The following is a 22,478-nucleotide window of genomic DNA, read 5'->3' on the forward strand; positions in this document are numbered from 1 at the left end:
GGGTGACGCACGAGGCGCCACCCGATTCTCTCGCATCAGGCGGGAGTGCTCCCGCTCCGATCACTTGTTGGCTTCGGTGTCCTTCTGGACCTTCTCGAGCGAGGCGACGAGGTCCTCGACCGGGGTCTGCAGCGGAACCGCGGTGTCACCCGACGACTCGATCAGACCGGCCTGCACGTCCTCGTTCGTCTGGAAGATCTCGACGAGCTTGAGGTACGTCTCGTTGTCGGCGTCTTCGGCACGTGCCGCGAAGATGTTCACGTACGGCAGTGCGTTCGGGTCCTCCGGGTCGTCCTGCGCGATCGCGTCGTCGAATGTCAGACCGGAGTCCTCGACGAAATCGTTGTTGATGATCGCGGCGGCGACATCGGGCAGCGAGGTCGGGATGAGCGCGGCCTCGAGGGCCGTGACCTTGACCTTCGACTTGTCGGTGTCGACGTCGGCGAGGTCGGAGAAGATCGTCCCGCCGCTCTTGAGCTCGATCAGACCGGCCGACTGCAGCACGAGCAGCGCACGTGCCTGGTTCGACGCGTCGTCCGGAACGGCGACGGTCTCACCCTTGGGGATGCTGTCGACGTCGTCGTACTTCTTCGAGTACAGGCCCAGCGGGTAGATCGCGGTCGAGCCGATCGGCGTCAGGTCGGAGCCCGAAGCGCTGTTGTACTCGGCCAGGTACACGATGTGCTGGAACTGGTTGAGGTCGATCTCACCCTCGGTGAGTGCGGGGTTCGGCTGCTCGTAGGATCCGAAGTCGACGAGCTCGACCGTGATGCCCTCGTCAGCGGCGGCCTCGACGAACGGAGCCCACTGTGCGTCCCCCTTGCCGACGACACCGATCTTGACGGTCTCGTTCTCGGAGTCACCGCCGCCGGAGCCTGCCTCGGAGGATGCCGTCGCGCAGCCTGCGAGTGCGACGAAGAGCGGGACCGCGGCGAGCGCGGCGATGACGGATGTGGTCCGACGGGATGCTGTGATGGACATGAGTGTTCGGGTTCCTCTCTTGGGGGACTCGAATACGTTAGGCAGCCCGATGCCGCTCGTGACAATCGAGTGTCACAGAGCGTCACAGCTCTCAGTCGTAGTCCTCGATCCCCTGCAGACGCACCTGCTCGAGATCGAGCCGCGCCGAGATGCGCCGCACGACGAGATCATCGACCGTGCCTTCCCGACGCAGCCCCAGCAGCACTTCACGCTTGCGATCGATGAGCGCGAGCTTCAGCCGGGTATGCTCCTCGTGCCGCAGCAGCGGCGAGCGCTGCATCACGTCGACGTCGGCCGACGTGGCGAGCATCTGCAGGGTCCTGACCTCGCCGTCCGCGCCCTCACCGTCGGCGCCGATGCGGGTCGCGTCCGGCAGTCGCAGCATCGTCTGCGCAGCATCCGATCCGCCGTCCGATCCGCCGTCGCCTGCCGCCTCCGACATCGTGTTCCCGCTGCCGAGCGGATCCGGCTCGTCGAGCAGCACGTCGAGCGCCTGAGCCTCAGCGTCGACGATGGCCTGTTCTCGGGCCAGAGCGCGGGCGTTCGAGAACTCGAGCATCTGGTAGCCCTCGGCGCGCACCTTGTCGCGGATCTCCTGCCCGACGCCGTGCTCTGCCGCGAGATCGTCGAGGGCGGCGAGCGCCGCACCCGAGATCGTGCGCTCGGCTAGCTCGTACTCCTCGTCTTCGATGTGGTCGGCCGGGAATCGCGCCCATCGCACGATCGCGGGCAGCAGCGGACCCTGCACGAGCAGGCTCAGCATGATCACGCCGGCGGTGACGAAGACGATCTCGTCGCGGCCGGCGATCTCACCCTCGGTCGCGCTCGCGGCGGGAACCGACAGAGCGATCGCGAGCGACACGGCCCCTCGCATCCCCGCGACGGTCGACACCGCCATCGATCGGGCTCGCGCGCCCGCCGACGGGCGAGACCCCGCCCTGCGCTGGAAGAGGATGTTCATGACCTGGAAGAGGTAGCGCACGACCAGCAGCGTCACCCAGACACCGAGGGTGATGAGCACCAGGCGTCCGATCGCGGCAGCCGAGATCTCGTGCGCGACGAACTGCACCTCCAACCCGATCAGCACGAACAGGGCTCCGTTGAGCAGGAAGACACCGAACGGCCAGGCGGCGTCGGCCTGGCGCCTGGACGATGCCGTGGTCACGCGGGGCGACACGTACGCGACGATGAGACCTGCGACCACCACGGCGAGGACGCCGGACGCGTGCACGATCTCGGCGAGCAGGAACGCCGAGAAGGGGATGAGCAGGAGCGTCACGTTGATGACGATCGTCGACGACGTGCGACGCAGCAGCAGGTAGCCGAGCGCCGCGACGACGACACCGGCCGCGATGCCTCCGATGTACGAGGTGAGCACAGACATCGTCACCGAGAGCGGCGTGATGTTGCCGCCGAGTGCCAGCGACACGGCGATCGCGTACAGCACCAGAGCGGTGCCGTCGTTCGTCAGGCTCTCGGCCTTGAGCTTCATGAACATGCGCCTCGGCAGCAGTCGGCCGAGCGCGGCGACGGCCGTCGCATCCGGCGGAGCGACCGCGGCACCGAGGATCAGCGCGGTCTCCCACGGCATCCCGAACACAAGCCCCACGCCTGCCACGGCGAACGCGGATGCCACGACGAGCACCGTGCTCATCGGCAGGATGTAGCGGAAGTCACGTCGGATGGAGCGCAGGGATGTCGTGAGGCTCTCCCAGAACAGCATCACCGGGAGGAACAGCAGCAGCACCGTCTCCGGGGGCAGTTGGATCTCGCGCAGCTGCGGCACGAACCCGAGCAGCAGGCCGAAGATCACGAGCACGAGCGGCAGCGCCAACCGGACGCGCGGCGCGATCAACGTGCCCACGAGGATCGTGAGTCCGATCAGGACGGTGACCTCGAGTCCTTCCATCTGAACCTCCCGGGTACCGCAGGATCAAGCTGTGCGATCCCGGATGGCATCGAACCCCGCCCAGAGCACAGCGCATCGCACTGCCACCGTATTCCCACGGGGGCCGGATGGCGAGGGTCAGGTCAGTCGAGTTCCTCGGTCAGCTCGAACCAGCGGAGTTCGAGCTCCTCGATCTCGGCCTGCTGGTCACTGATCGACTTCATCTTCTCGCCGAGGCCGGCGAAGTCCGACTGGTCATGATCCGCGAGAGCGGTCTTCGCCTTGTCGACCTGCTGCGTGAGCTTCTGAATGCGACGCTCCAGCGACGCGACCTCCTTCTGCGCGGCGCGCAGGGCGGCACCGTCGAGACTGGGGGCCTTCTTCTCGGTGTTGACGGCGGTCTGCGACTTGCCCGGCGCCGAGGTCTGCAGCTGGCGCAGACGCAGATACTCGTCGACCCCTCCGGGGAGGTGCCGCAGGTGCCCGTCGAGGATCGCGAACTGCTGATCCGTCACGCGCTCGAGGAAGTACCGGTCGTGGCTGACGACCAGCAGGGTTCCCGACCACGAGTCGAGCAGGTCCTCGATCGCCGCGAGCATGTCGGTGTCGAGATCGTTGGTCGGCTCGTCGAGGATCAGCACGTTGGGCTGGTCGAGGAGCACGAGCAGCAGCTGGAGGCGACGCTGCTGCCCACCGGAGAGGTCCTTCACCGGGGTGGAGAGCTGCGCGGAGTCGAAGCCCAGGCGCTCGAGCAGCTGCCCGGGGGTGAGCTCCTGCGCCTTGGATCCTGCGCCCATCGTGTAGGAGGTGCGCAACCGCGAGATCACGACGCGCACCGGCTCGCGCCGCACGTCCTCGAGTTCGTCGAGGCGCTGGGTGAGGGTCTTGACCTTCACGGTCGTGCCGCGCTTCACGCGGCCGACGGTGGGCTCGACCGTGCCCGAGATGAGCCCGAGCAGCGTCGACTTGCCGGCACCGTTGACGCCGAGGATTCCGGTGCGCTCCCCCGGCGCGATGCGCCACTCGACGTCACGGAGCACCTCTCGCGTGCCGCCGTCGGCGGTGGGGTACGTCACTCCGACGTCGAGCAGGTCGACGACGTCCTTGCCGAGGCGCGAGACGGCGAGAGACTGCAGCGAGATCTTGTCGCGGATCTCCGGCACGTCGGCGATGAGCTCGTTGGCCGCGTCGATACGGAACTTCGGCTTCGCGGTTCGGGCCGGGGCGCCTCGTCGGAGCCAGGCGAGCTCCTTCTTGGCGAGGTTCTGACGCTTGGCCTCGGTGGCGGCCGCCATCCGGTCGCGCTCGACGCGCTGCAGGATGTACGCCGCGTAGCCACCCTCGAAGGGCTCGACGATGCGGTCGTGCACCTCCCAGGTCTCGGTGCAGATCTCGTCGAGGAACCACCGGTCGTGGGTCACGACCATGAGTGCGCCGGAGTTCGCGCTCCACCGCTTCTTGAGGTGTCCGGCGAGCCAGGTGATGGCCTCGACGTCGAGGTGGTTGGTGGGCTCGTCGAGGGCGATGACGTCCCAGTCCCCTGTGAGCAGCTTGGCGAGCGAGACGCGACGGCGCTGACCACCACTGAGGGAGCCGATCTCCGCATCCCACGGCAGATCCTTCAGCAGTCCCTCGATCACGTCGCGGATGCGGGGATCGCCGGCCCACTCGTATTCAGGGGTGTCGCCGACGACCGCGGCGCTGATGGTGAGGTCGTCGCTGAGCGTGTCCGCCTGATCGAGGACGCCGATGGTCGTGCCGCCGCGCACGGTCACCCGACCGGAGTTCGGCTCCTTGATGCCGGCCAGCATGCCCAGCAGGCTCGACTTTCCGTCGCCGTTGCGGCCGACGATGCCGATGCGGTCACCTTCTTCGATGCCGAGGGTCACGGAGTCGAAGACGACCCTCGTCGGATATTCGAGGTGAAGGGCTTCTGCCCCGAGAAGATGTGCCATGTTGCATCCCAGGGTAGTCGGGCAGGCTGTACGGCTCGGTCAGGCGGAGGCTGCACCCGCACCTGTCGCGTCAGCCGAACACCGGTCGCGTCAGCCGACGAGTCGTCGCGTCAGCCGAAGAGTTCGGGGACCGACGCGAGGAACTCGTCGAAATGGCTGTACCAGACCGTGTGCGCGGCGCCGGAGATGCTCCGCACGTCGATGCCGTGCCGCTCGAACCGCTCTGCATCGGCGTCACTCACCCACGTGCTCGGGTCTGCACGGACGACGATCGAGCCCGCATCCGGAAGCCACACATGATCGGCTCCGCACGAGACGGATGCCATCGTCGCCGGGTCGAACCGCGACGCGGCGCGTGCCTCGACCGCGGCGTCCGTGTCGGAGTAGTAGGGCCGGGAGGCGCGCAGGCTCTCCGCCGACGATCGGGCATGTCGGTCGTCGTCGTACTGCGCGGCGAGGCGCGCGCGGTCGTGACCTCCGACCAGCCTGAGCGACGCGTCGACGTAGACGGCGACCTCCGGGCGGAGCTCGCCGGCCGCCGCTGCGAGGACGCTCGCGCCATAGGAGTGTCCGATGGCTGCGACCGGATGCCTGCTCGCGAGTTTCTGCACGGTCTCGACGACGGAGGCCGCGGCCTGCTCGATGGTGAGGTCGGGGTCTCGCGGCGACAGGCCGTGACCAGGCAGGTCGAGTGCGAGCACGCGGTATCCCCGAGCTGTGAGACGGGGGATCACACGCCACCAGCTCTCGGATGATCCCATCATTCCGTGGAGCAGGACCACGGTGGTCGCGTCTGCACCCGAGACGGCGTCGGCCGGTGCATCGATCGCATGGAGGAGCATCCCGTCAGTGTGCCACGAGCCGTTATCGATTCGTTACCATGTCTGCATCGGAATAACTCGAATCTTCGTTCGAATGTCGGTGGGTGCTGATCTACTTATGGCATGACAGCACTGCTCGACGCGACGGACTCCCAGATGGCGACACTCGCCGATCTGGTGACGTCGCTAGAGATCGCGGAGGCGACGGTGAGCAGCATGTTGGCTGCTCGCGACGGTCTTCTCGCGATCGCGGCACGGCTGGCGATCGACATCGCGAAACAGGGCGACCATCCCGACCGTGGCGACCACTCGATCCGCACCATCGCCGCCGAGATCGCCACGGTGCAGCACGTCAGCGATCGCACCATCGAGCGACGGATGGCAGCGGCGGGGATGCTGGTCGACCTCTTCCCGACCGTCTGGGAGGCACAGGGGCAGGGTCGCATTGGCGCCGCGCACTCTCGAGTCATCGTCGATGCAGGCTCGCACATCGAATCGCCCGTTGCTCGTGAGGCGTACGCGGCGATCATGCTGCCCCTGGCCGAGACGGAGTCACCCAACCGGCTGCGTGCGCTGGCTCGTCGGGTCGCAGAGAGATTCGCTGCCACGACCGTAACGGAGAGGCACCGCAAGGCACGCGCTCAGCGGCGCGTCTGGGTGACCGACGGCGAAGACGGGATGGCCGCGCTGCACGCGCACGCCCCCGCGGCCCTGATCCACGGCATGTTCGACCGCCTCTCGCAGATGGCGCACGCGCTGCGCGAAGAGAATCTTCGCGCGAAGCGGGAGGCGAAGCGAGACGGGCGGGAGTTCGACACCGACGATCGCACGGTCGACGAGATCCGCGTCGATCTGCTCACCGACCTGGTGCTCAGCGGTGCGCCGAGCGGACACGACACCGAAGACGGGCTGCTCTCCGAGATCACGGCACGTATCGAGGTGACTGTGCCGGTGACGACCCTGATGGCGGATGACGCGGATGCGGCTCCGCAAGGTCAGGGGTCGCACGAGCAGGCACCGGGCGACGGGTTCGTCAGTCCGCCGGCCGAGCTCGACGGACGGATCCCCATCGACACCGACACGGCACGCAGACTCGCGGGTTCGGCGACGGGGTGGGACCGGGTGATGACGCATCCGATCAGCGGGCGGGTGCTCGCGGTCGACCGATACAGACCCGGCACGCACCTCCGCCGACATCTTCGAGCGAGAGACCAGCGTTGTCGCTTTCCCGGATGCGGGATAGCGGCACGCAAGTGCGACCTCGATCACAATCACGCGGCCTCCGCGGGCGGCGCGACCTGCGAGACGAACCTCGCCTCGTTCTGTCGGCGGCACCACGTTCTGAAGCACAACTCCCCCTGGCACGTCGAACAGAAGCCCGGCGGAGTCATCGAATGGACGAGCCCGACCGGCCGCACCTACAGAGACACTCCCCCTGCACCGAACACGGTCACCTTCACCGAGTCGGATGCCGTGCGCGCGCCGTTCTGACGGTCAGGGTGCGCGCCTGTAAGACGATCGAGGCGTGCCTCCGCACCTGCGCGCGTGGACGTGTGGAACTGTGGATAACGCCGACGCGGCACGCAGTGGTTTCATTACGGTGGCGCGGTGACTCCTCCTCGTTTACCTCTCCGTTCCACGCGCTCACGGTTCGCGTCTCTTCTCGGCATCTTCCTCATGACCAGCATTTTCGTCGGCTGCGCGCCGGCCACGACTGATGCTCCGGCACGCAGCGCTCGCCCCGGTGAAGAGCGGGAATCCGCCACCGCCGAAGAGGTATACCGGTCTTACATCGATGCCTCGAATGCAATCGACTTCGCGGACCCTGAGACGTTCGTGCCTGCGTCAAAGTTCACGAGTGAGAGGCTGTATGCGAGCCTTTCGCAATCATGGCAGGCCCGGCACGACCAGGAGCATGTCATCGACGGCGACATGGTTGTGCAGTACTTCCAGGTCGTGGCGGTGCATCCAGATCTGAGCGTCGAGGCCATGGCCTGCCTCGACTTGTCCGACCTCACGATGGTCGATCGCTACGGTGAATCGGAGTTCCCGGAGGACTCGCCGGACTTCCTTGTCGCGTATCTGGGGTTCATATCGGTCCATGGCGAGGTGCTCCTCGACAGTCAGATGCTGGAACCCGCCTCGCGATGCCGTACCTCAGAACCGAAGCACACGCCGATCGCCCCGTCGCCCGGGGTTCCTGCAGATCCGGCCGCTGACCGCGCCAAGCGAGAGCAGGCCGCAAGCTGCGCCTCCTGCCCCGACCTCACGAACTGCGGGTGCTGAGCGTGCGCGGTAGAAAGAACCTCGCAGTCGGTGCGTACGTAGTGTCCACGCTGATGGTGCTCGGAACGGCGCAGCTCGTCGGATGCGCACCCGAACCTGCGCCGGCCCCCTCGCCGACGCCGGCATTCGCCAGCGAGGAGGAGGCGTTCGCGGCTGCGGAGGAGGTGTACCGGGCTTACAACGATGCGGGCAATGCGCGAATTCGGGGCGAGCAAGAGCCAGATCCGCAGAGCTTCCTTGAAGGGGTGGCGCTCGAAGGCGACATTGAGGGACAGGGTTTGCTTCGCGAGTGGGGATTTCACGCTAGCGGCGAGGCAACCATTATGTCGTTCGTCGGGCGAGAAGCAAGCGTTGACGATCCCATCGCGGAAGTAACCGGCTACGTGTGTATCGATGTGTCAAAGCTGCGAGTCATAAGCAGAACCGGGTTAGATGTCACTCCACCGGATCGTGGCGACGTCGTCTCACAGGTCGTCCAGTTCGCCGGAGACAGCGAGCATCTGATGATCACCCGTGAGAGTTCCGCAGATGAGGGCTCGTGCTAAGGAAGATGGCAACTGGCGGCGCATTGGTGCTCGCTTTGGTGCTGGCATCGCCCGTCGCCGCGGCAGGGGCGGCTTCCGACTGTGCCGGTGCCGTCGAGAAGATGGGCCTTTGCGGATCGACCAACGGCTCGACCCTGACCGTCTCCGGCACGCAACAACAGCCCGGCGCCAAACCCAAGACGAACGCACCACGAGGCGACGGCGGCCCCGACACGTCGACGACACCCGCCGGACCGAGCAAGCGAGCGCTGGAACTCGCGGCCTGTATGGACGACGCGGGAACCACTCGGTGCGCACCGCAACCGGGCCGACCCGCTCCCGAGGCGACCACTCCCCCGACGCCGGGCACGCCGACGATCACGATCACCGACCTGGCGAGGTTCACCCCCGCGCCCGTTCGTGCGGCATCCGAACCGGGCAACGTCGGGATCGCCGGGATGCCGACGAACTTCGTCGCCGGCGCGACAACTCAGATACAGAGCGGCGTGCTCTTCGGCATCCCGCTGCAGGTTCGTTTCACCCCCGCGGGCTACGACTACACCTATGGCGATGGCGACACAGCGACGGTGACCCGTCCCGGGCAGACCTGGGCGGCACTCGACCAGGCCCAGTTCACCCCGACTCCCACGAGCCACGTCTACGAGGAGACGGGTGTGTACATGGCCGAGGTCGATGTCCGCTACGCCGCCGAGATCGATCTCGGCGGCGGCTGGATGCATGTCGACGGACAACTCACGACCGACGGACCCGACCAGGAGATCCGGATCTTCGAGGCGCACACCGCCCTTGTCGCACATACCTGTCTCGAGAAACCCACCGGCGTCGGCTGCTGAAGAACGCACCACAGCAGCACGCCAACAAGAAGGAGCTCCTCGAGAGGCAGCCGCCGACCGATCCCCTCCGGCTTAAACTAGACAGGTGCCATGGAGTCGCCGGGTGTTCTCGCTCTCACTAGCCAACCGCAAGGCAAAGCTCGTGCAGTCGAGAAGGCGACTCGGTCGCTTCGAGCTCAGCGTGGATGGAATTGCGCAGTCCGTCGTCTCGATCACCGAACCCACCGCCCTCGAGTACAGCTACACCCAACACATCGCCCGCGCAATGGATGCCGCCGCCGAGCCTGATGCGCCGCTGTTCACGGTGCATCTGGGGGCCGGAGCACTCACGCTGGCACGCTACGTCCAGGCGACGCGCGCCGGATCACCTCAGTTGGTGGTGGAGTTCGAACCCGCGCTCTACGCCGCCGTCATCGACGCGCTGCCATTGCCTCCCGGCTCCGACGTACGAGTCATCTTCGGCGACGCTCGGACGGTCGCAGACGCGGCGCTCCCGAATGAGAAGCCATCGCCGGTGCAGTCATCTCCGTTCCCCGGACTCGACGACGCAGCGAGTGGTCCCACCGCAACCGACACCGATTGGGTGGATGCGTTCTTCACCGTCGTCGATCTCTGGGATGCCGCCGTCATCCGGCATCGTGTGGCCAGCCAGGAGTTCTACCGCCGGGTCGCCGCGCGCTCCGCAGCAGCGGGCGTGGTCGCCGTGAACCTGCTCGACGGGCATCCGTTCGAATACTCACGACGACAGGCCGCCACCCTGAGCACCGTGTTCGATCACGTCGCTGTCGTGCTCGACGCAGAGCCGGAAGATACGGAAGGGCCGCTCGGCAACGTCGTCATTTTCGCGAGCGATGAGCCGCTGGACCACGTGAGGGCCTCCGTTCTCCTCGACACACCGCGACCTCATGTCCTCCACGACGCCCCTCTGACGTCGTGGATCGCTGAAGCGCGCATCATGACCGACGCCGACGGCACAGACTCTCCCGACCCCGACGACCCGATCTGGGGGTAGCGCACCGCGTGCGGAGATCTTCCGACAGCACGTTCGCTTCCCGCCAGCGGCTCACCCGCGCGCGGTGTGGCAGTCGACCCGACTCAGCGAAGAGCCGCCCGGACCCGAAGGTCCGGACGGCTCGTCGCTGTTCGAGCGGAATCGCTTACTGGTACGACTTCACGATCTCGAGGAGGCTCGGCACGTTGGCGTAAGCCTCGGCTGCGTTCTCCTTGGTGACGATGATCGGGTCGAGCAGGTAGGCCGGAACGACCTTGGCACCGTTGTCGTACGACTCGGTGTCGTTGACGTCGACCTCGTCGCCCTTCTGGAGCTGGCCGACCATCTTGATCGACTGCTCGACGAGCAGCGCGGTGTCCTTGTTGATCGTGGAGTACTGGATGCCCTCCATGATCGACTTCACCGACTCGACCTCGGAGTCCTGACCCGTGACGACCGGAACCGGCTTGCCGGCCTGCTGCACCGAGGTGATGATGGCGCGAGCAAGGGTGTCGTTCGGGGACAGAACGCCGTCGATCACGGTGTCACCGCTGTACGACGAGGTGAGGATCGTGTCCATGCGGTTCTGCGCGTTCTCGGGAAGCCATCCCTCGGTCGCGGTCTGCGCGATCTCGGTCTGACCGGAGACGACCTTCAGGGTGCCGTCGTCGATCTTCGGCTTCAGCACGTCCATGGCGCCGTCGAAGAAGACCTTCGAGTTGGCGTCATCGGGCGAGCCCGAGAAGAGCTCGATGTTGTACGGAGCCTCGTGACCCGCACGCTCGGCGAGGCCGTCGAGCAGAGCCTGGCCCTGCAGCTGACCGACCTTGAAGTTGTCGAAAGCGACGTAGTAGTCGACGGCCTCGGTGTTCTCGATGAGGCGGTCGTACGCGATCACGTATGCGCCGGCGTCCTTGGCCGCCTGCACCTGCGTGGCCAGCTGCTTGCCGTCCTTCGCGCCGATGATGATGACCTTGGCACCGTTCTGGACCATGGCCTGGATCTGGTTCTGCTGCTCGGCGACGGTGTTGCTCGCGGGAGCGTACTGGACGTCAGCCTTGAAGCCGGCCTTCTCCAGTCCGTCGGTGAACAGCTGTCCGGCAAGGACCCAGTTCTCACTGGTCTTGTCGGGAAGAGCGACGCCGATCGAGGAGTCGGCTGCGAAGCCTGCCGCGGCCTCGTCGCCGGATCCCGTGTCGGTTCCGCCGCCACGCTCGGCCGAGCAGCCGGTGAGCGCGAAGGCAGCCGTCGCGACGAGCGCTGTCGCTGTGACGATGATCTTCTTCATGTGATCTCTTTCTGTGTGATGTGACGGATACTGCGTGCGAGCACTGCGCGCAGAGTCCGCTTACTCGGCCCGTGTCTTGTCGACGGGTGGGGCTTGGTAAGTCCTGTTGGGTTCGAAGGTCGCGGTGGCCTCCGGGTCACTCTTGCGACCCGAGCGACGGGTCATGAATCCGATGAGCGACGGACGGCCCTGCTGCTTGTTCCAGACGTCGATGCCGACCGCGAGCAGGAGCACGAGGCCCTTGATCATCGAGACGACGTCGGCGCCCTGTCCGAGCAGTGCGAGGCCGTTGTTGAGGAAGGCCATGACGAGACCACCGATGATCGATCCGATCACGGTACCGATACCACCGGCGACGGCGGCGCCACCGATGAACACCGAGGCGATGGCATCCAGCTCCCAGCCGGTGCCGTCGTTCGGGCCGGACGCCTGCGAGCGGGCCACGAAGATCATGCCCGCGAGAGCGGCCATCATCGACATGTTCATCATGACGAAGAAGTCGACCCAGCGGTCCTTGACACCCGACAGGCGCGCGGCCTGGCGGTTGCCACCGACGGCGTAGATGTGACGACCGAACACGGTGTTGCGCGTGAGGAACGAGTAGATGATGACGAGCGCGAGCAGGATCAGACCCGGAACCGGGAAGCTCGTGCCGGGGCGTCCGGTCGCGAACATCCATGCGGCCACGAGGACGACCACGGAGAGCAGCACGACCTTGACGACGCTGACCCACACGGGTGCGCTGTCGGAGCCCATCTTGTGCTGCACGCGACGGGTGCGGATCTCCCAGAAGATCAGCCATGCCACCGCGACGAGCGCGAGGATCATCGTCGGGACGTTGAACGGGAGGGGAAGCCCCACCTCCGGCAGGTAGCCCGTGCCGATGATCTGGAATCCCTTGGGCACCGGGATCGTCTGCGCGTCACCGATCCACTGCTGAGCGCCGCGGAAGAAGAGCATTCCGGCCAGCGTCACGATGAACGCGGGGACCCCGACGTACGCGACCCAGAACCCCTGCCATGCACCCACCAGGGCGCCGACACCGAGACCCAGCACGATCGCGAGCGGCCAGGGGAGGTTCCATTCGGCCATCGACTTCGCGACGATGATGCCGGTGAACGCGGCCACCGAACCGACGGAGAGGTCGATGTGTCCCATGATGATCACCATCACCATGCCGATCGCGAGGATCAGGATGAACGAGTACTGGTTGATGACGTTGATCAGGTTGCCCGACGTCAGCGTGGCCCCGTTCGGACCGTTGCGCAGCAGCGTCAGGATCTCGAAGAGGACGATGATGACGATGAGGCTGCCCAGGATGCCGAACTGGCGCAGCGACGAGGTGCCGTTGCTTCCGAACATCTTGCGGATGTCGCCGAAGTGGAAGCCACGCTTCGTTGTCGTGAGGTCGGTGGTCATGCTGATGCTTTCTGGTTCGCGGAGGTCATGCTGCGCATGAGGGCCTCGGGTGTCGCCTGGTCGGCCGGGATGCAGTCGGTGACCCGACCTTCGAAGACGGTGTAGATGCGGTCGGAGATGCCGAGGAGCTCGGGCAGCTCGCTGGAGATCACGATGACGCCCTTGCCCTGGGAGGCGAGCTCGTTGATGATCGCGTAGATCTCGTACTTCGCTCCGACGTCGATGCCACGGGTGGGTTCGTCGAGGATCAGCAGATCGGGATCGGTGAACATCCACCGCGCCAGCACGACCTTCTGCTGGTTTCCGCCCGAGAGCTTGCCGACTCCCTCTTCGACGCTCGGCGTCTTGATGCGCAGCGCCTTGCGGTACTGCTCCGCGACCACGAACTCCTGCCGCTCATCGACGACGCCTCGGCGCGAGATCTTCGACAGCTTCGCCGCCACGACCGAGCGCTTGATCGTGTCGAGCAGGTTGAGCCCGAGCACCTTGCGGTCCTCGCTGACGTACGCGAGTCCGTGCTTGATCGCGGAGGAGACGTCGGGCATCGAGATCTCCTGTCCGTCCTTGAAGACCTGTCCGCCCAGGAAGGTGCCGTAGGAACGGCCGAAGAGGCTCATCATGAACTCGGTGCGACCGGCGCCCATGAGCCCGGCGATGCCGACGACCTCGCCTCGGCGCACGTTGAGGTTCGAGCCCTTGACGACCATGCGCTCGGAGACCGTGGGGTGCTGCACCCACCAGTCCTTGACCTCGAAGAACACTTCGCCGATCTCAGGGGTGCGGTCGGGGTAGCGACTCTCGAGCGACCGGCCGACCATGCCGCGGATGATGCGGTCCTCGTTGATCTCGCCGCGCGAGATGTCGAGCGTCTCGACCGTACGGCCGTCGCGGATGATCGTGATCTCGTCGGCGATCTGCTCGATCTCGTTGAGCTTGTGGCTGATCATGATCGACGCGATCCCCTTGGCCTTGAGCCCCAGGATCAGGTCGAGCAGGTGCTGCGAGTCGTTCTCGTTCAGCGCCGCGGTCGGCTCGTCGAGGATCAGCAGCTTGACGTCCTTGTTGAGCGCCTTCGCGATCTCGATCAGCTGCTGCTTGCCGACACCGAGGGTCTTGATCGCCACATCGGGGTCTTCGCGCAGACCGACGCGGGCCAGCAGCTCGACGGTGCGCTGACGCTGCGCGCGCCAGTCGATACGGCCGAAGCTGCGGATCTCGTTGCCGAGGAAGATGTTCTCGGTGATCGAGAGCTCGGGGATCAGCGCGAGCTCCTGGTGGATGATCGCGATCCCGGCCTGCTCGCTGGCCGCGATGTCGCGGTAGCGCTGCTCCTCGCCGTAGAGCAGGATCTCCCCCTCGTACGTGCCGTAGGGGTAGACGCCGGAGAGGACCTTCATCAGGGTCGACTTCCCCGCGCCGTTCTCCCCGCAGATCGCGTGGATCTCTCCTGCGCGGACGGTGATGGACACGTCGGACAGCGCTTTGACACCCGGGAACTCCTTGGTGATGCTGCGCATCTCCAGGATGGGGCCTGACACGACCGGCAACGTTGCTGTGGTGCTCACAAGATCTTCCTCGCGACGGGCGGTCACCTTCGATGTGACCGTTCACATTGGATTACATAGTCTACGCTCGCTGAGTCGGTGTCAAGACCACGAGCCAAATTGTGGCTCTATCGAGGTGCGGACGATTCCCTGGTGCGCAGGGTGGTCTGCAGCGGCCCGAACTCGGGCACCCGCTCTCCTCTGATCTGCGCGAGGAGCAGGCGCACGGCCCTGCGACCCAGCTCGGGGAAGTCCTGATGCACCGTGCTCAGGGTCGGCGCGACGTGGGCGGCGACCGGGATGTCGTCGAACCCGACGACGCTCACATCCTCCGGCACGCGGATGCCGGCGTCGCGGAACCCGTGCAGCAGACCGATCGCCATCTGGTCGTTCGCGACGAACACCGCGGTGAAGTCGCGGCGACGAGACAGCTCCTGCCCCGCGAAGTAGCCGAAGTCCGCCGTCCAGTCTCCCCGGATGGGCGGGAAGGTCGGCAGGTCGGCCTCGCGCAGAGCATCCAGGTACCCGCGCATGCGAGACTCCGCCTCGATCCAGTCCTGCGGACCGGCGATGTGGATGATGTCGCTGTGCCCGAGACCGATCAGGTGCTCGGTGGCCGTGCGCGCACCGGCGACCTGGTCGGCGGACAGGCTCACCCCGTCGGAGCCGGATGCCGTCTGCAGCGAGACGAACGGGATCTCGACCGCCATCCCGCGCAGCACGTGGAACGCCCGCACCTGCGGGGCCAGCACGACGATGCCGTCGACCTGCTCGCGGGCCAGCTGACGCAGCGCATTGCCGATGGCCTCCGGAGTCGTCGCCGAGAGATTCAGCGTCGAGACCGAATAGCCCTCCTCGCGGGCGGCGTCCTCGATGCCGACGATCGACGAGGTGGGACCGAACTCACCCACGGTCGCCGCCAGGATGCCGAGCATGTTCGACTTGCTCGTCACCAGCGCCCTGGCCGCGAGGTTGGGCCGATAGTCGAGCACCGCGATCGCGTCGAGGACCTTGGCCTTGGTCTCGGGGCGGATGCTGGGGTGGTCGTTCAGCACGCGCGAGACCGTCTGATGCGAGACGCCTGCGAGACGGGCGACGTCGCGGATGCTCGGCATCCGCGCGCGCTCAGAGGCGGTCGACATCACAGACCTCCTCGTATGTGCACGGTCACATCGTCTCTACATTATGTACGCCAGGCGCACCGAGCGCACGTCGAGCCGGTGCCGCGACCGCTCAGGAGATGATGCGCGCGCCCTGCACCGGGCCGTGCACGTGAAGAGACTCGAGGCCGTGCTCGCGCAGCAGCGACTGCACCTCCTGGGCGCCCTCGGGGCTCGCGCACAGCAGAGCGACCGTGGGACCGGAGCCCGACACGATCCCCTGCAGCGCTCCGGCGTGGATGCCGCGCAGGATGGTCGTCTCCAGTTCAGGGCGCTCGTACAGAGCGGCCTCCTGCAGATCGTTGTAGATGCTCTCGGCCAGCAGATCAGGGTCTCCCGAACGCAGCGCCTGGAGCACGGGCGCCGGCACTTCCAGGGAGAGGGGCGGATCGTCGGCGAGAGCGCCCTCGTCGTCGCGCAGGGCGTCGAGCCGGGCATAGACCACCGGCGTCGAGAGCCCCTCATCGCTCGGGACGAGCACCCAGTCGAAGCGGCCGCGAGCGAGCGCCGGGTTCAGCTGGTCTCCCCTGCCGGTCCCCACCGCCGTGCCGCCGTGAAGTGCGAACGGCACGTCAGCGCCGAGACGGGCACCGAGCTCGTGCAGCCGTGCGGTCGAGAAGCCGGTACCCCACAGCGCATCGCACGCGACGAGGGCCGCAGCGGCATCCGCCGAGCCTCCGCCCATGCCCCCGGCGACCGGCACGCTCTTGCGGATCTCGAGCGCGACCCCGCCCTCGTAGCCGGCAGCCGACGCGAGCAGCTTCGCCGCCCGCATGGCGAGGTTCCGGTCGTCCAGCGGTACGGAGTCGAGGTCGTCGACGCCCGACACCGTGATCGAGAAGTCGTCGGCATGCCGCGCGATGACGTCCTCGTACAGCGACACCGCCTGGAAGACGGTCGCGAGCGCGTGATACCCGTCGTCGTGACGGCCGCCCACGCCGAGATAGACGTTGATCTTCCCGGGCGCGCGGACGTGCACGGAATCGGCGGGGGCGGCGAAGCTCATCTGGGTGTTCCCGTCACAGCTCCGTCGACGACGCCCACAGGTCGACGTCGATGGAGCCTGCGGCCTCATCGATGCGGGTGAGCTGGTCGGCCGTGAAGGCCGGGCCGTCGACCGCGGCGATGTTCTCGTCGAGCTGCGCGGGGCGCGAGGCGCCGACCAGCGCAGAGGCCACCACGGGGTTTCGCAGCGTCCACTGGATCGCCAGCTGCGCGAGCGACTGTCCGCGCTCCTTCGCGATCTCGTTCAGTGACCGGAGCGTCTCGACCGCGGCATCCGACAGTGGCGCCTCCGGCAGCGAGCCGCGCTTCTGTGCGCGCGATGCGGTGCCGTCTCCGAGGTACTTGTCGGTGAGCAGGCCCTGCGCGAGCGGCGTGAACGCGATCGCGCCCACCCCCGCCTGCTCGAGCGTCTCGGTGAGCCCGTCTTCGACCCAGCGGTTGAGGATCGAGTACGCGGGCTGGTGGATCACCAGCGGCGTGCCGAGCTCGGTGGCCACAGCGACGGCCTCGGCCGTGCGCTCGGCGCTGTACGACGAGATGCCGACGTAGAGGGCCTTGCCCTGGCGCACGAGCGTGTCGAGCGCGGCGACCGTCTCGGCGACCGGGGTCACGGGGTCGGCGCGGTGCGAATAGAAGATGTCGACGTAGTCGAGACCCATGCGGGTCAGCGACTGCTCGGCGCTCGCGAGGATGTACTTGCGGCTCGCGAAGTCTCCGTAGGGACCGGGCCACATGTCCCAGCCGGCCTTCGACGAGATGATCAGCTCGTCGCGGTAGGGGCGGAAGTCCTCGGCGAAGATCCGCCCGAAGTTCTTCTCGGCCGAGCCGTACGGCGGACCGTAGTTGTTCGCCAGGTCGAAGTGCGTGATGCCGCGGTCGAACGCGTGACGCAGCAGCTCGCGCTGGTTGTCGAGCGGGATGTTGTCGCCGAAGTTCCACCACAGCCCGAGCGAGATCGGCGGCAGGAAGAGCCCTGAGGTGCCCACCTGGCGATACTCGAACTGCTCGTAGCGGCTCTCGTCGGCCGCATACGGGCGGTGCAGCTCGGGGATGTTCGGACGGAAGCGAGGAGAGTCGGTCACGGTGCCAGGTTAGTCGGTGACGACCGCGTCTTCGATCCGAGCGACCTCCTGCGCAACACGCTGGTAGTCCTCGACCGTGAGGTCCTCGCCACGGGCCGTCGGAGCGACCCCGGCAGCGAGCAGCACCTCGGACGCCGCGGCAGAGCTGCCGAACATGCCCGACAGCGCCTGACGCAGCATCTTGCGCCGCTGGTTGAAGGCGGCATCCACGATCTGGAACGTGCGTCGACGCTCCTCCTCCGAGCCGCGCTCTCCCTCCGACCGGTCGAAGCCGACGAGCAGGCTGTCGACGTTCGGGACAGGCCAGAAGACCTGGCGCGACACCGTGCCGGAGAGCCTCCACTCGCCGTACCAGGCGGCCTTGACGCTCGGAGAGCCGTAGATCTTGGAGCCGGGCTTCGCGGCGAGGCGCTCGGCGACCTCGGCCTGCACCATCACGACACCGCGCTCGAGGTACGAGAAGTTCTCGAGGAAGTGCAGCAGCACGGGGACCGAGACGTTGTAGGGCAGGTTTGCCACGAGGACGGTGGGTTCGCCCGGCAGCTCGGTGATGCGCAGCGCGTCGGCGTCGACGACGGTGAGCATCTCGGCCGGCACCCCGTGCTCGACCGCGGTCTGCGGCAGACGGGCGGCGAGCCGGTGATCGATCTCCACGGCGGTGACGGATGCTCCGGCCTCGAGGATCGCGAGGGTCAGCGAGCCGAGCCCCGGTCCGACCTCGACGACCCGCTCCCCCGGCTGCACACGCGCCGCGTGCACGATCTTGCGCACGGTGTTCGCGTCGACGACGAAGTTCTGTCCGAGCTTCTTGGTGGGGGTGACATCGAGCTCGGCGGCGAGCCGGCGGATCTCGGTGGCGCCGAGCAGGGTGACTGTCATTGCTCCATTGTCCCCCACCGCCATCAGTGTCCGAACCGGCCAGTAGTCTTCTGTGATGCCCTCCCTCGGTGAACTGATCGCACCACGGCGCATGGGCAGGGATTTCCGCTGGCTGCTCGCGTCATCGTGGACGAGCAACGTCGGAGACGGTGTCGCGCTCGCGGCCGCTCCCCTGCTCATCGCGTCGATGACGTCGTCGCCGATCCTCGTCGCGGCCGGTGCCATCCTGCAGTTCCTCCCCTGGCTGCTCTTCGGTCTGCATGCGGGGGCGATCGCCGATCGGTTCGACCGTCGCCGACTCGTCATCGTCGCCAACGCGGCGCGTGCGGTCGTGCTCGCGGGTCTCTGCGCGTTCCTCCTCACCGGCACCGCGAACATCTGGATCGTGCTCGCCACGGCCTTCCTCTACGGCACCGCCGAGGTGTTCGTCGACACGGCGGGCAGCACTCTGCTGCCGATGCTCGTGAAGCCCGCCGACCTCGGCATCGGCAACGCCCGTCTGCAGGCCGGCTACCTCGTCGCGAACCAGTTCGCCGGTCCTCCGCTCGGGGCCTTCCTCTTCGCCGCGGGATCGGCCTGGCCGTTCCTGCTCGAGATCCTCTGCGTCCTGCTCGCGGTCGTGCTGATCTCGCGCATGGCGCGCACTCCCGTGCCTCCGCGGTCGGCGGGCGCGGGCGAGAGGTCGCATGTGCACACCGACATCGGCGAGGGGCTCCGCTGGCTGTGGCAGAACCCGCCGGTGCGGATGCTCGTGCTCATCATCCTGGTCTTCAACGTGACGTGGGCGGCCCCCTGGGGCGTGCTCGTGCTCTACGCCACGGAGCACCTGAACATGGGCGCCGTCGGGTACGGCGCGCTGACGACGGCATCCGCCGCGGGCGGCCTGCTCGCCACCCTGTGCTTCGGGTGGCTCGAACGCCACGTATCGTTCGCGACGCTCATGCGGGTGGTGCTGTCGCTCGAGGTGCTGATGCACCTGGCCTTCGCCCTCACGACCGCCGGGTGGGTGGCGCTCGTGATCATGTTCGTGTTCGGCGCCTACGCGTTCGTCTGGGGAACGATCTCGACCACGGTGCGACAGCGTCTGGTGCCGGCCGAGCTCCAGGGCAGGGTCGCCTCGGTCAACATGGTCGGGGTCTTCGGCGGCATGGTGATCGGCCAGGCGCTCGGCGGTGTGATCGCCGAGATCTGGGGACTCACCGCCCCCTGGTGGTTCGCGTTCGTCGGCGCCGCGCTCACGCTGCTGCTCGTCTGGAAGCCGATCTCGCAGATCGTCTCGGCGAAGCCGGTGTCCGACACGCAGGCGATCGAGACTCAGTCGAACGAGCCGTAGACCCGCAGGGTGTTGGCGGCGAGCTGAGCCGACAGCTCGTCGACCTCGAGGCCGAGCTCCGCCGCCATGAACCGCACCGTGATCGGCACGAGGTAGGGGGCGTTCGGCCGGCCGCGCAGCGGCGTCGGTGTGAGGAACGGCGCGTCGGTCTCGACGAGGATGCGATCGAGCGGGGTCACCTTCAGGGCATCCCGCAGATTCTGCGCGTTCTTGAACGTGACGTTGCCCGCGAACGACAGGTGGTAGCCGGCATCCGCACAGATCCTGGCCATCGCGTCGTCGCCCGAGAAGCAGTGGAAGACCGTCTTCTCCGGCGCTCCCACCCGGGTCAGCGTCTCGAGCACCGCGTCGTGCGCGTCGCGGTCGTGGATCTGCATGGCGATGCCGTGCTTCTTGGCCAGCGCGATGTGCGCCTCGAACGATTCGAACTGCGGGGCTCGACGCTCGGGTTCGGTGCGGAAGAAGTCGAGCCCGGTCTCACCGATCGCGCGGGTGCGCGGGTGGGCGGCGAGCTCGTCGATCACGGCGATCGCCTCACTGAGACCGGCACCGCCGAGGCGCTCCTGCTCGGCATACGCGGGCGCGTCGTTCGGGTGGATCGCGACAGCCGCGAGAACGCGGGAGTCGGATGCCGCGGCCTCGACCGCCCAGCGGGATGACTCGATGTCGCCCGAGGCCTGCACGACGCCCGCGATGCCGACGGCCGCCGCGCGGTCGAGCTGCTCGGTCAGCGACAGCGGCTCATCGCCGTCGAGGATCTCGAGGTGCGCGTGGTTGTCGTAGACAGGCACGGCGAGCGGCTCTGGCGCCGCCGGGTATCGGAGGTCCTTGCGGCCGTCGCCGTCTCGCTGCTGCACGTACGTCATGCTCAGGCGGTGGACTCCACGCGCGGGAAGAGCGGCGCGAGACCGTTGACGCTCGTGCCCGGGCGCAGCACGCCCCAGGCGCCCGCCTCGCGGATCGGCTGGTCCTGCAGGCGGCCGAGGCTCTCGGCGGCGCCGAGCGCGACCCACAGCTTCTCGGTCGACTGCGGCATCACCGGCGAGAGCAGCACGGCGAGGGCGCGCAGGCCCTCGGCGCACGTGTACAGCACGGTGCCGAGGCGACCGCGCTGAGCCTCGTCGCGGGCCAGCGCCCAGGGCTCGTTCTCGGTGATGTATCCGTTCAGTGCGTCGACGATCGTCCAGATCGACGAGATGGCCTCGTCGATGCGGAACTGCTCGACGGCGGCATCCGCATTCGATGCCGCATCCGCCACGATCTTCTGGATCTCGAGGTCGCGCTCGGTGTATGCGGCAGCCGGCGGCACGACGCCCTCGAAGTACTTCTCGATCATCGCGATGGTGCGCGAGGCCAGGTTGCCGAAGCCGTTCGCGAGCTCGGCCTGGTAGCGGGCCGAGAGGTCCTCCCACGAGAACGAGCCGTCCTGGCCGAACGCGATCGCCGACAGGAAGTAGAAGCGGTACGCGTCGGAGCCGAAGACGTCGGTGATCTCGGTCGGCGCGATGCCGGTGAGCTTCGACTTCGACATCTTCTCGCCGCCGACCAGCAGCCAGCCGTGCGCGAAGACGCCCTGGGGCACGTCGAGGCCTGCGGCCATCAGCAGCGCAGGCCAGATCACCGCGTGGAAACGCAGGATGTCTTTTCCGACCACGTGGTACGCGGGCCAGCGGCGGTCGAACGTCTCCTCGTCGGAGCCGTAGCCGACGGCCGTGGCGTAGTTGAGCAGCGCATCGACCCACACGTAGATGACGTGCGACTCGTCCCACGGGAGCGGGATGCCCCAGTCGAACGTCGAACGCGAGATCGAGAGGTCTTTCAGTCCCTGGCTCACGAACGAGACGACCTCGTTGCGCGCCGAATCGGGGCGCACGAAATCGGGCTGGGTCTTGTAGAGCTCGAGCAGGCGGTCCTGGAACTCACTGAGCTTGAAGAAGTAGTTCTTCTCCTGCAGCAGCTCGAGCGGCTTCGAGTGGATCGCGCAGACCTTGAGCCCCTCGAAGGGACCGGTGCCGTCGACGATCTCGGACTCGGGCTTGAACTCCTCGCAGCCCACGCAGTACAGCGCCTCGTACTCGCCCGCGTAGATGTAGCCGCGGTCGTAGAGCCGCTGGAAGAACGTCTGCACGTTGGTCTCGTGGCGCTCCTGCGTGGTGCGGATGAAGTCGTCGTTCGCCACGTCGAGGGTCTTCAGCAGCGGGAACCACGCCTCGGTGACGAGCTTGTCGACCCACTCCTGCGGGGTGACGTTGTTCGCCGCCGCAGCGCGGAGCATCTTCTGGCCGTGCTCATCGGTGCCCGTGAGCATCCACGTGTCATCGCCGCCCTGACGGTGCCAGCGCGCGAGCGCGTCGACCGCCACCGAGGTGTACCCGTGGCCGATGTGAGGCACATCGGAGGGGTAGTAGATGGGCGTGGTGATGTAGAACGATTCGCCTGCGGGCATGGGGTCAATTCTAGGTGGGAAG

The 22,478-nt window shown here is 67.1% G+C and carries 19 protein-coding genes; 6 read left to right on the forward strand and 13 right to left on the reverse strand.

The features are described 5' to 3' along the window. Positions 1–60: 60 nt before the first annotated feature. The 4 genes from JOF42_RS14595 to JOF42_RS14610 all read right to left on the reverse strand — a co-directional run bounded on the left by JOF42_RS14595 (position 61) and on the right by JOF42_RS14610 (position 5,666). A complete protein-coding gene (locus JOF42_RS14595; RefSeq protein ID WP_210098490.1) occupies positions 61–981 on the reverse strand; it encodes a MetQ/NlpA family ABC transporter substrate-binding protein in 921 nt (306 codons plus the stop codon). A 91-nt stretch (positions 982–1,072) separates the two neighbouring features. Beyond that, complete coding sequence (locus tag JOF42_RS14600; RefSeq protein ID WP_210098491.1) at positions 1,073–2,890, reverse strand: Na+/H+ antiporter; 1,818 nt, start codon at positions 2,888–2,890, stop codon at positions 1,073–1,075. Between the two features lie 122 nt (positions 2,891–3,012). Further along, the gene (locus JOF42_RS14605) at positions 3,013–4,824 is read right to left on the reverse strand and encodes an ABC-F family ATP-binding cassette domain-containing protein (protein ID WP_210098492.1); all 1,812 of its coding nucleotides are present in this window, start codon (positions 4,822–4,824) and stop codon (positions 3,013–3,015) included. A 110-nt stretch (positions 4,825–4,934) separates the two neighbouring features. After that, positions 4,935–5,666, reverse strand: coding sequence for an alpha/beta fold hydrolase (locus tag JOF42_RS14610; protein WP_210098493.1), 732 nt, complete (start codon positions 5,664–5,666; stop codon positions 4,935–4,937). 102 nt (positions 5,667–5,768) lie between these two features. Between JOF42_RS14610 and JOF42_RS14615 the strand changes: the two genes are divergently transcribed. The 5 genes from JOF42_RS14615 (at position 5,769) to JOF42_RS14635 (ending at position 10,321) form a co-directional block, all read left to right on the forward strand. Next, on the forward strand, positions 5,769–7,136 hold the full coding sequence (locus JOF42_RS14615; RefSeq protein WP_210098494.1) for an HNH endonuclease signature motif containing protein: 1,368 nt from the start codon (positions 5,769–5,771) through the stop codon (positions 7,134–7,136). A gap of 186 nt (positions 7,137–7,322) precedes the next feature. Then, a complete protein-coding gene (locus tag JOF42_RS14620) occupies positions 7,323–7,931 on the forward strand; it encodes a hypothetical protein (protein WP_210098495.1) in 609 nt (202 codons plus the stop codon). Continuing rightward, complete coding sequence (locus JOF42_RS14625) at positions 7,925–8,476, forward strand: hypothetical protein (RefSeq protein ID WP_210098496.1); 552 nt, start codon at positions 7,925–7,927, stop codon at positions 8,474–8,476. Before JOF42_RS14620 ends, JOF42_RS14625 begins: the two co-directional genes overlap by 7 nt. A 5-nt stretch (positions 8,477–8,481) precedes the next feature. Then, on the forward strand, positions 8,482–9,309 hold the full coding sequence (locus JOF42_RS14630; protein WP_245340817.1) for a hypothetical protein: 828 nt from the start codon (positions 8,482–8,484) through the stop codon (positions 9,307–9,309). A gap of 85 nt (positions 9,310–9,394) precedes the next feature. Continuing rightward, positions 9,395–10,321 carry a polyamine aminopropyltransferase gene (locus tag JOF42_RS14635; RefSeq protein WP_210098497.1) on the forward strand — a complete coding sequence of 309 codons (927 nt, stop codon included), beginning with the start codon at positions 9,395–9,397 and terminating at the stop codon, positions 10,319–10,321. 145 nt (positions 10,322–10,466) lie between these two features. Here JOF42_RS14635 and JOF42_RS14640 read toward each other — a convergent pair whose 3' ends face one another. The 7 genes from JOF42_RS14640 to rsmA form a co-directional block, all read right to left on the reverse strand. After that, positions 10,467–11,588, reverse strand: a complete 1,122-nt coding sequence (locus JOF42_RS14640; RefSeq protein ID WP_210098498.1) for a substrate-binding domain-containing protein — start codon at positions 11,586–11,588, stop codon at positions 10,467–10,469. 60 nt (positions 11,589–11,648) lie between these two features. After that, a complete protein-coding gene (gene mmsB, locus JOF42_RS14645) occupies positions 11,649–13,007 on the reverse strand; it encodes a multiple monosaccharide ABC transporter permease (protein ID WP_210098499.1) in 1,359 nt (452 codons plus the stop codon). Further along, the gene (gene mmsA / locus JOF42_RS14650; RefSeq protein ID WP_245341307.1) at positions 13,004–14,524 is read right to left on the reverse strand and encodes a multiple monosaccharide ABC transporter ATP-binding protein; all 1,521 of its coding nucleotides are present in this window, start codon (positions 14,522–14,524) and stop codon (positions 13,004–13,006) included. Before mmsA ends, mmsB begins: the two co-directional genes overlap by 4 nt. A 155-nt stretch (positions 14,525–14,679) precedes the next feature. After that, positions 14,680–15,693, reverse strand: coding sequence for a LacI family DNA-binding transcriptional regulator (locus JOF42_RS14655; RefSeq protein ID WP_210098500.1), 1,014 nt, complete (start codon positions 15,691–15,693; stop codon positions 14,680–14,682). A 91-nt stretch (positions 15,694–15,784) separates the two neighbouring features. Continuing rightward, on the reverse strand, positions 15,785–16,717 hold the full coding sequence (locus tag JOF42_RS14660; protein WP_210098501.1) for a 4-(cytidine 5'-diphospho)-2-C-methyl-D-erythritol kinase: 933 nt from the start codon (positions 16,715–16,717) through the stop codon (positions 15,785–15,787). A gap of 13 nt (positions 16,718–16,730) precedes the next feature. Continuing rightward, positions 16,731–17,798 carry an aldo/keto reductase gene (locus tag JOF42_RS14665; protein WP_210098502.1) on the reverse strand — a complete coding sequence of 356 codons (1,068 nt, stop codon included), beginning with the start codon at positions 17,796–17,798 and terminating at the stop codon, positions 16,731–16,733. A 9-nt stretch (positions 17,799–17,807) separates the two neighbouring features. Then, positions 17,808–18,677: a 16S rRNA (adenine(1518)-N(6)/adenine(1519)-N(6))-dimethyltransferase RsmA gene (gene rsmA, locus JOF42_RS14670; protein ID WP_210098503.1), complete on the reverse strand. Its 870-nt coding sequence runs from the start codon at positions 18,675–18,677 to the stop codon at positions 17,808–17,810. A 55-nt stretch (positions 18,678–18,732) separates the two neighbouring features. Here rsmA and JOF42_RS14675 point away from each other — a divergent pair, with 55 nt between their 5' ends. Next, on the forward strand, positions 18,733–20,010 hold the full coding sequence (locus JOF42_RS14675) for an MFS transporter (protein WP_210098504.1): 1,278 nt from the start codon (positions 18,733–18,735) through the stop codon (positions 20,008–20,010). Here JOF42_RS14675 and JOF42_RS14680 read toward each other — a convergent pair. Both JOF42_RS14680 and metG read right to left on the reverse strand, forming a co-directional pair. Then, positions 19,992–20,876 (reverse strand): TatD family hydrolase, encoded by an 885-nt coding sequence (locus JOF42_RS14680; RefSeq protein ID WP_210098505.1) that lies wholly within the window; start codon positions 20,874–20,876, stop codon positions 19,992–19,994. The genes JOF42_RS14675 and JOF42_RS14680 overlap by 19 nt on opposite strands. A gap of 2 nt (positions 20,877–20,878) precedes the next feature. Further along, a complete protein-coding gene (gene metG, locus JOF42_RS14685; RefSeq protein WP_210098506.1) occupies positions 20,879–22,456 on the reverse strand; it encodes a methionine--tRNA ligase in 1,578 nt (525 codons plus the stop codon). Positions 22,457–22,478: the final 22 nt, after the last annotated feature.

Source organism: Microbacterium phyllosphaerae (genome assembly GCF_017876435.1).
GTDB classification, from domain to species: domain Bacteria; phylum Actinomycetota; class Actinomycetes; order Actinomycetales; family Microbacteriaceae; genus Microbacterium; species Microbacterium phyllosphaerae.

Coding starts and splice junctions, on each gene's coding strand:
- JOF42_RS14595 (WP_210098490.1), bottom strand. CDS start 981: ATGTCCATCACAGCATCCCGTCGGACCACATCCGTCATCGCCGCGCTC.
- JOF42_RS14600 (WP_210098491.1), bottom strand. CDS start 2,890: ATGGAAGGACTCGAGGTCACCGTCCTGATCGGACTCACGATCCTCGTG.
- JOF42_RS14605 (WP_210098492.1), bottom strand. CDS start 4,824: ATGGCACATCTTCTCGGGGCAGAAGCCCTTCACCTCGAATATCCGACG.
- JOF42_RS14610 (WP_210098493.1), bottom strand. CDS start 5,666: ATGCTCCTCCATGCGATCGATGCACCGGCCGACGCCGTCTCGGGTGCA.
- JOF42_RS14615 (WP_210098494.1), top strand. CDS start 5,769: ATGACAGCACTGCTCGACGCGACGGACTCCCAGATGGCGACACTCGCC.
- JOF42_RS14620 (WP_210098495.1), top strand. CDS start 7,323: ATGACCAGCATTTTCGTCGGCTGCGCGCCGGCCACGACTGATGCTCCG.
- JOF42_RS14630 (WP_245340817.1), top strand. CDS start 8,482: ATGGCAACTGGCGGCGCATTGGTGCTCGCTTTGGTGCTGGCATCGCCC.
- JOF42_RS14640 (WP_210098498.1), bottom strand. CDS start 11,588: ATGAAGAAGATCATCGTCACAGCGACAGCGCTCGTCGCGACGGCTGCC.
- mmsB (WP_210098499.1), bottom strand. CDS start 13,007: ATGACCACCGACCTCACGACAACGAAGCGTGGCTTCCACTTCGGCGAC.
- mmsA (WP_245341307.1), bottom strand. CDS start 14,524: ATGCGCAGCATCACCAAGGAGTTCCCGGGTGTCAAAGCGCTGTCCGAC.
- JOF42_RS14655 (WP_210098500.1), bottom strand. CDS start 15,693: ATGTCGACCGCCTCTGAGCGCGCGCGGATGCCGAGCATCCGCGACGTC.
- JOF42_RS14660 (WP_210098501.1), bottom strand. CDS start 16,717: ATGAGCTTCGCCGCCCCCGCCGATTCCGTGCACGTCCGCGCGCCCGGG.
- rsmA (WP_210098503.1), bottom strand. CDS start 18,677: ATGACAGTCACCCTGCTCGGCGCCACCGAGATCCGCCGGCTCGCCGCC.
- JOF42_RS14675 (WP_210098504.1), top strand. CDS start 18,733: ATGCCCTCCCTCGGTGAACTGATCGCACCACGGCGCATGGGCAGGGAT.
- JOF42_RS14680 (WP_210098505.1), bottom strand. CDS start 20,876: ATGACGTACGTGCAGCAGCGAGACGGCGACGGCCGCAAGGACCTCCGA.
- metG (WP_210098506.1), bottom strand. CDS start 22,456: ATGCCCGCAGGCGAATCGTTCTACATCACCACGCCCATCTACTACCCC.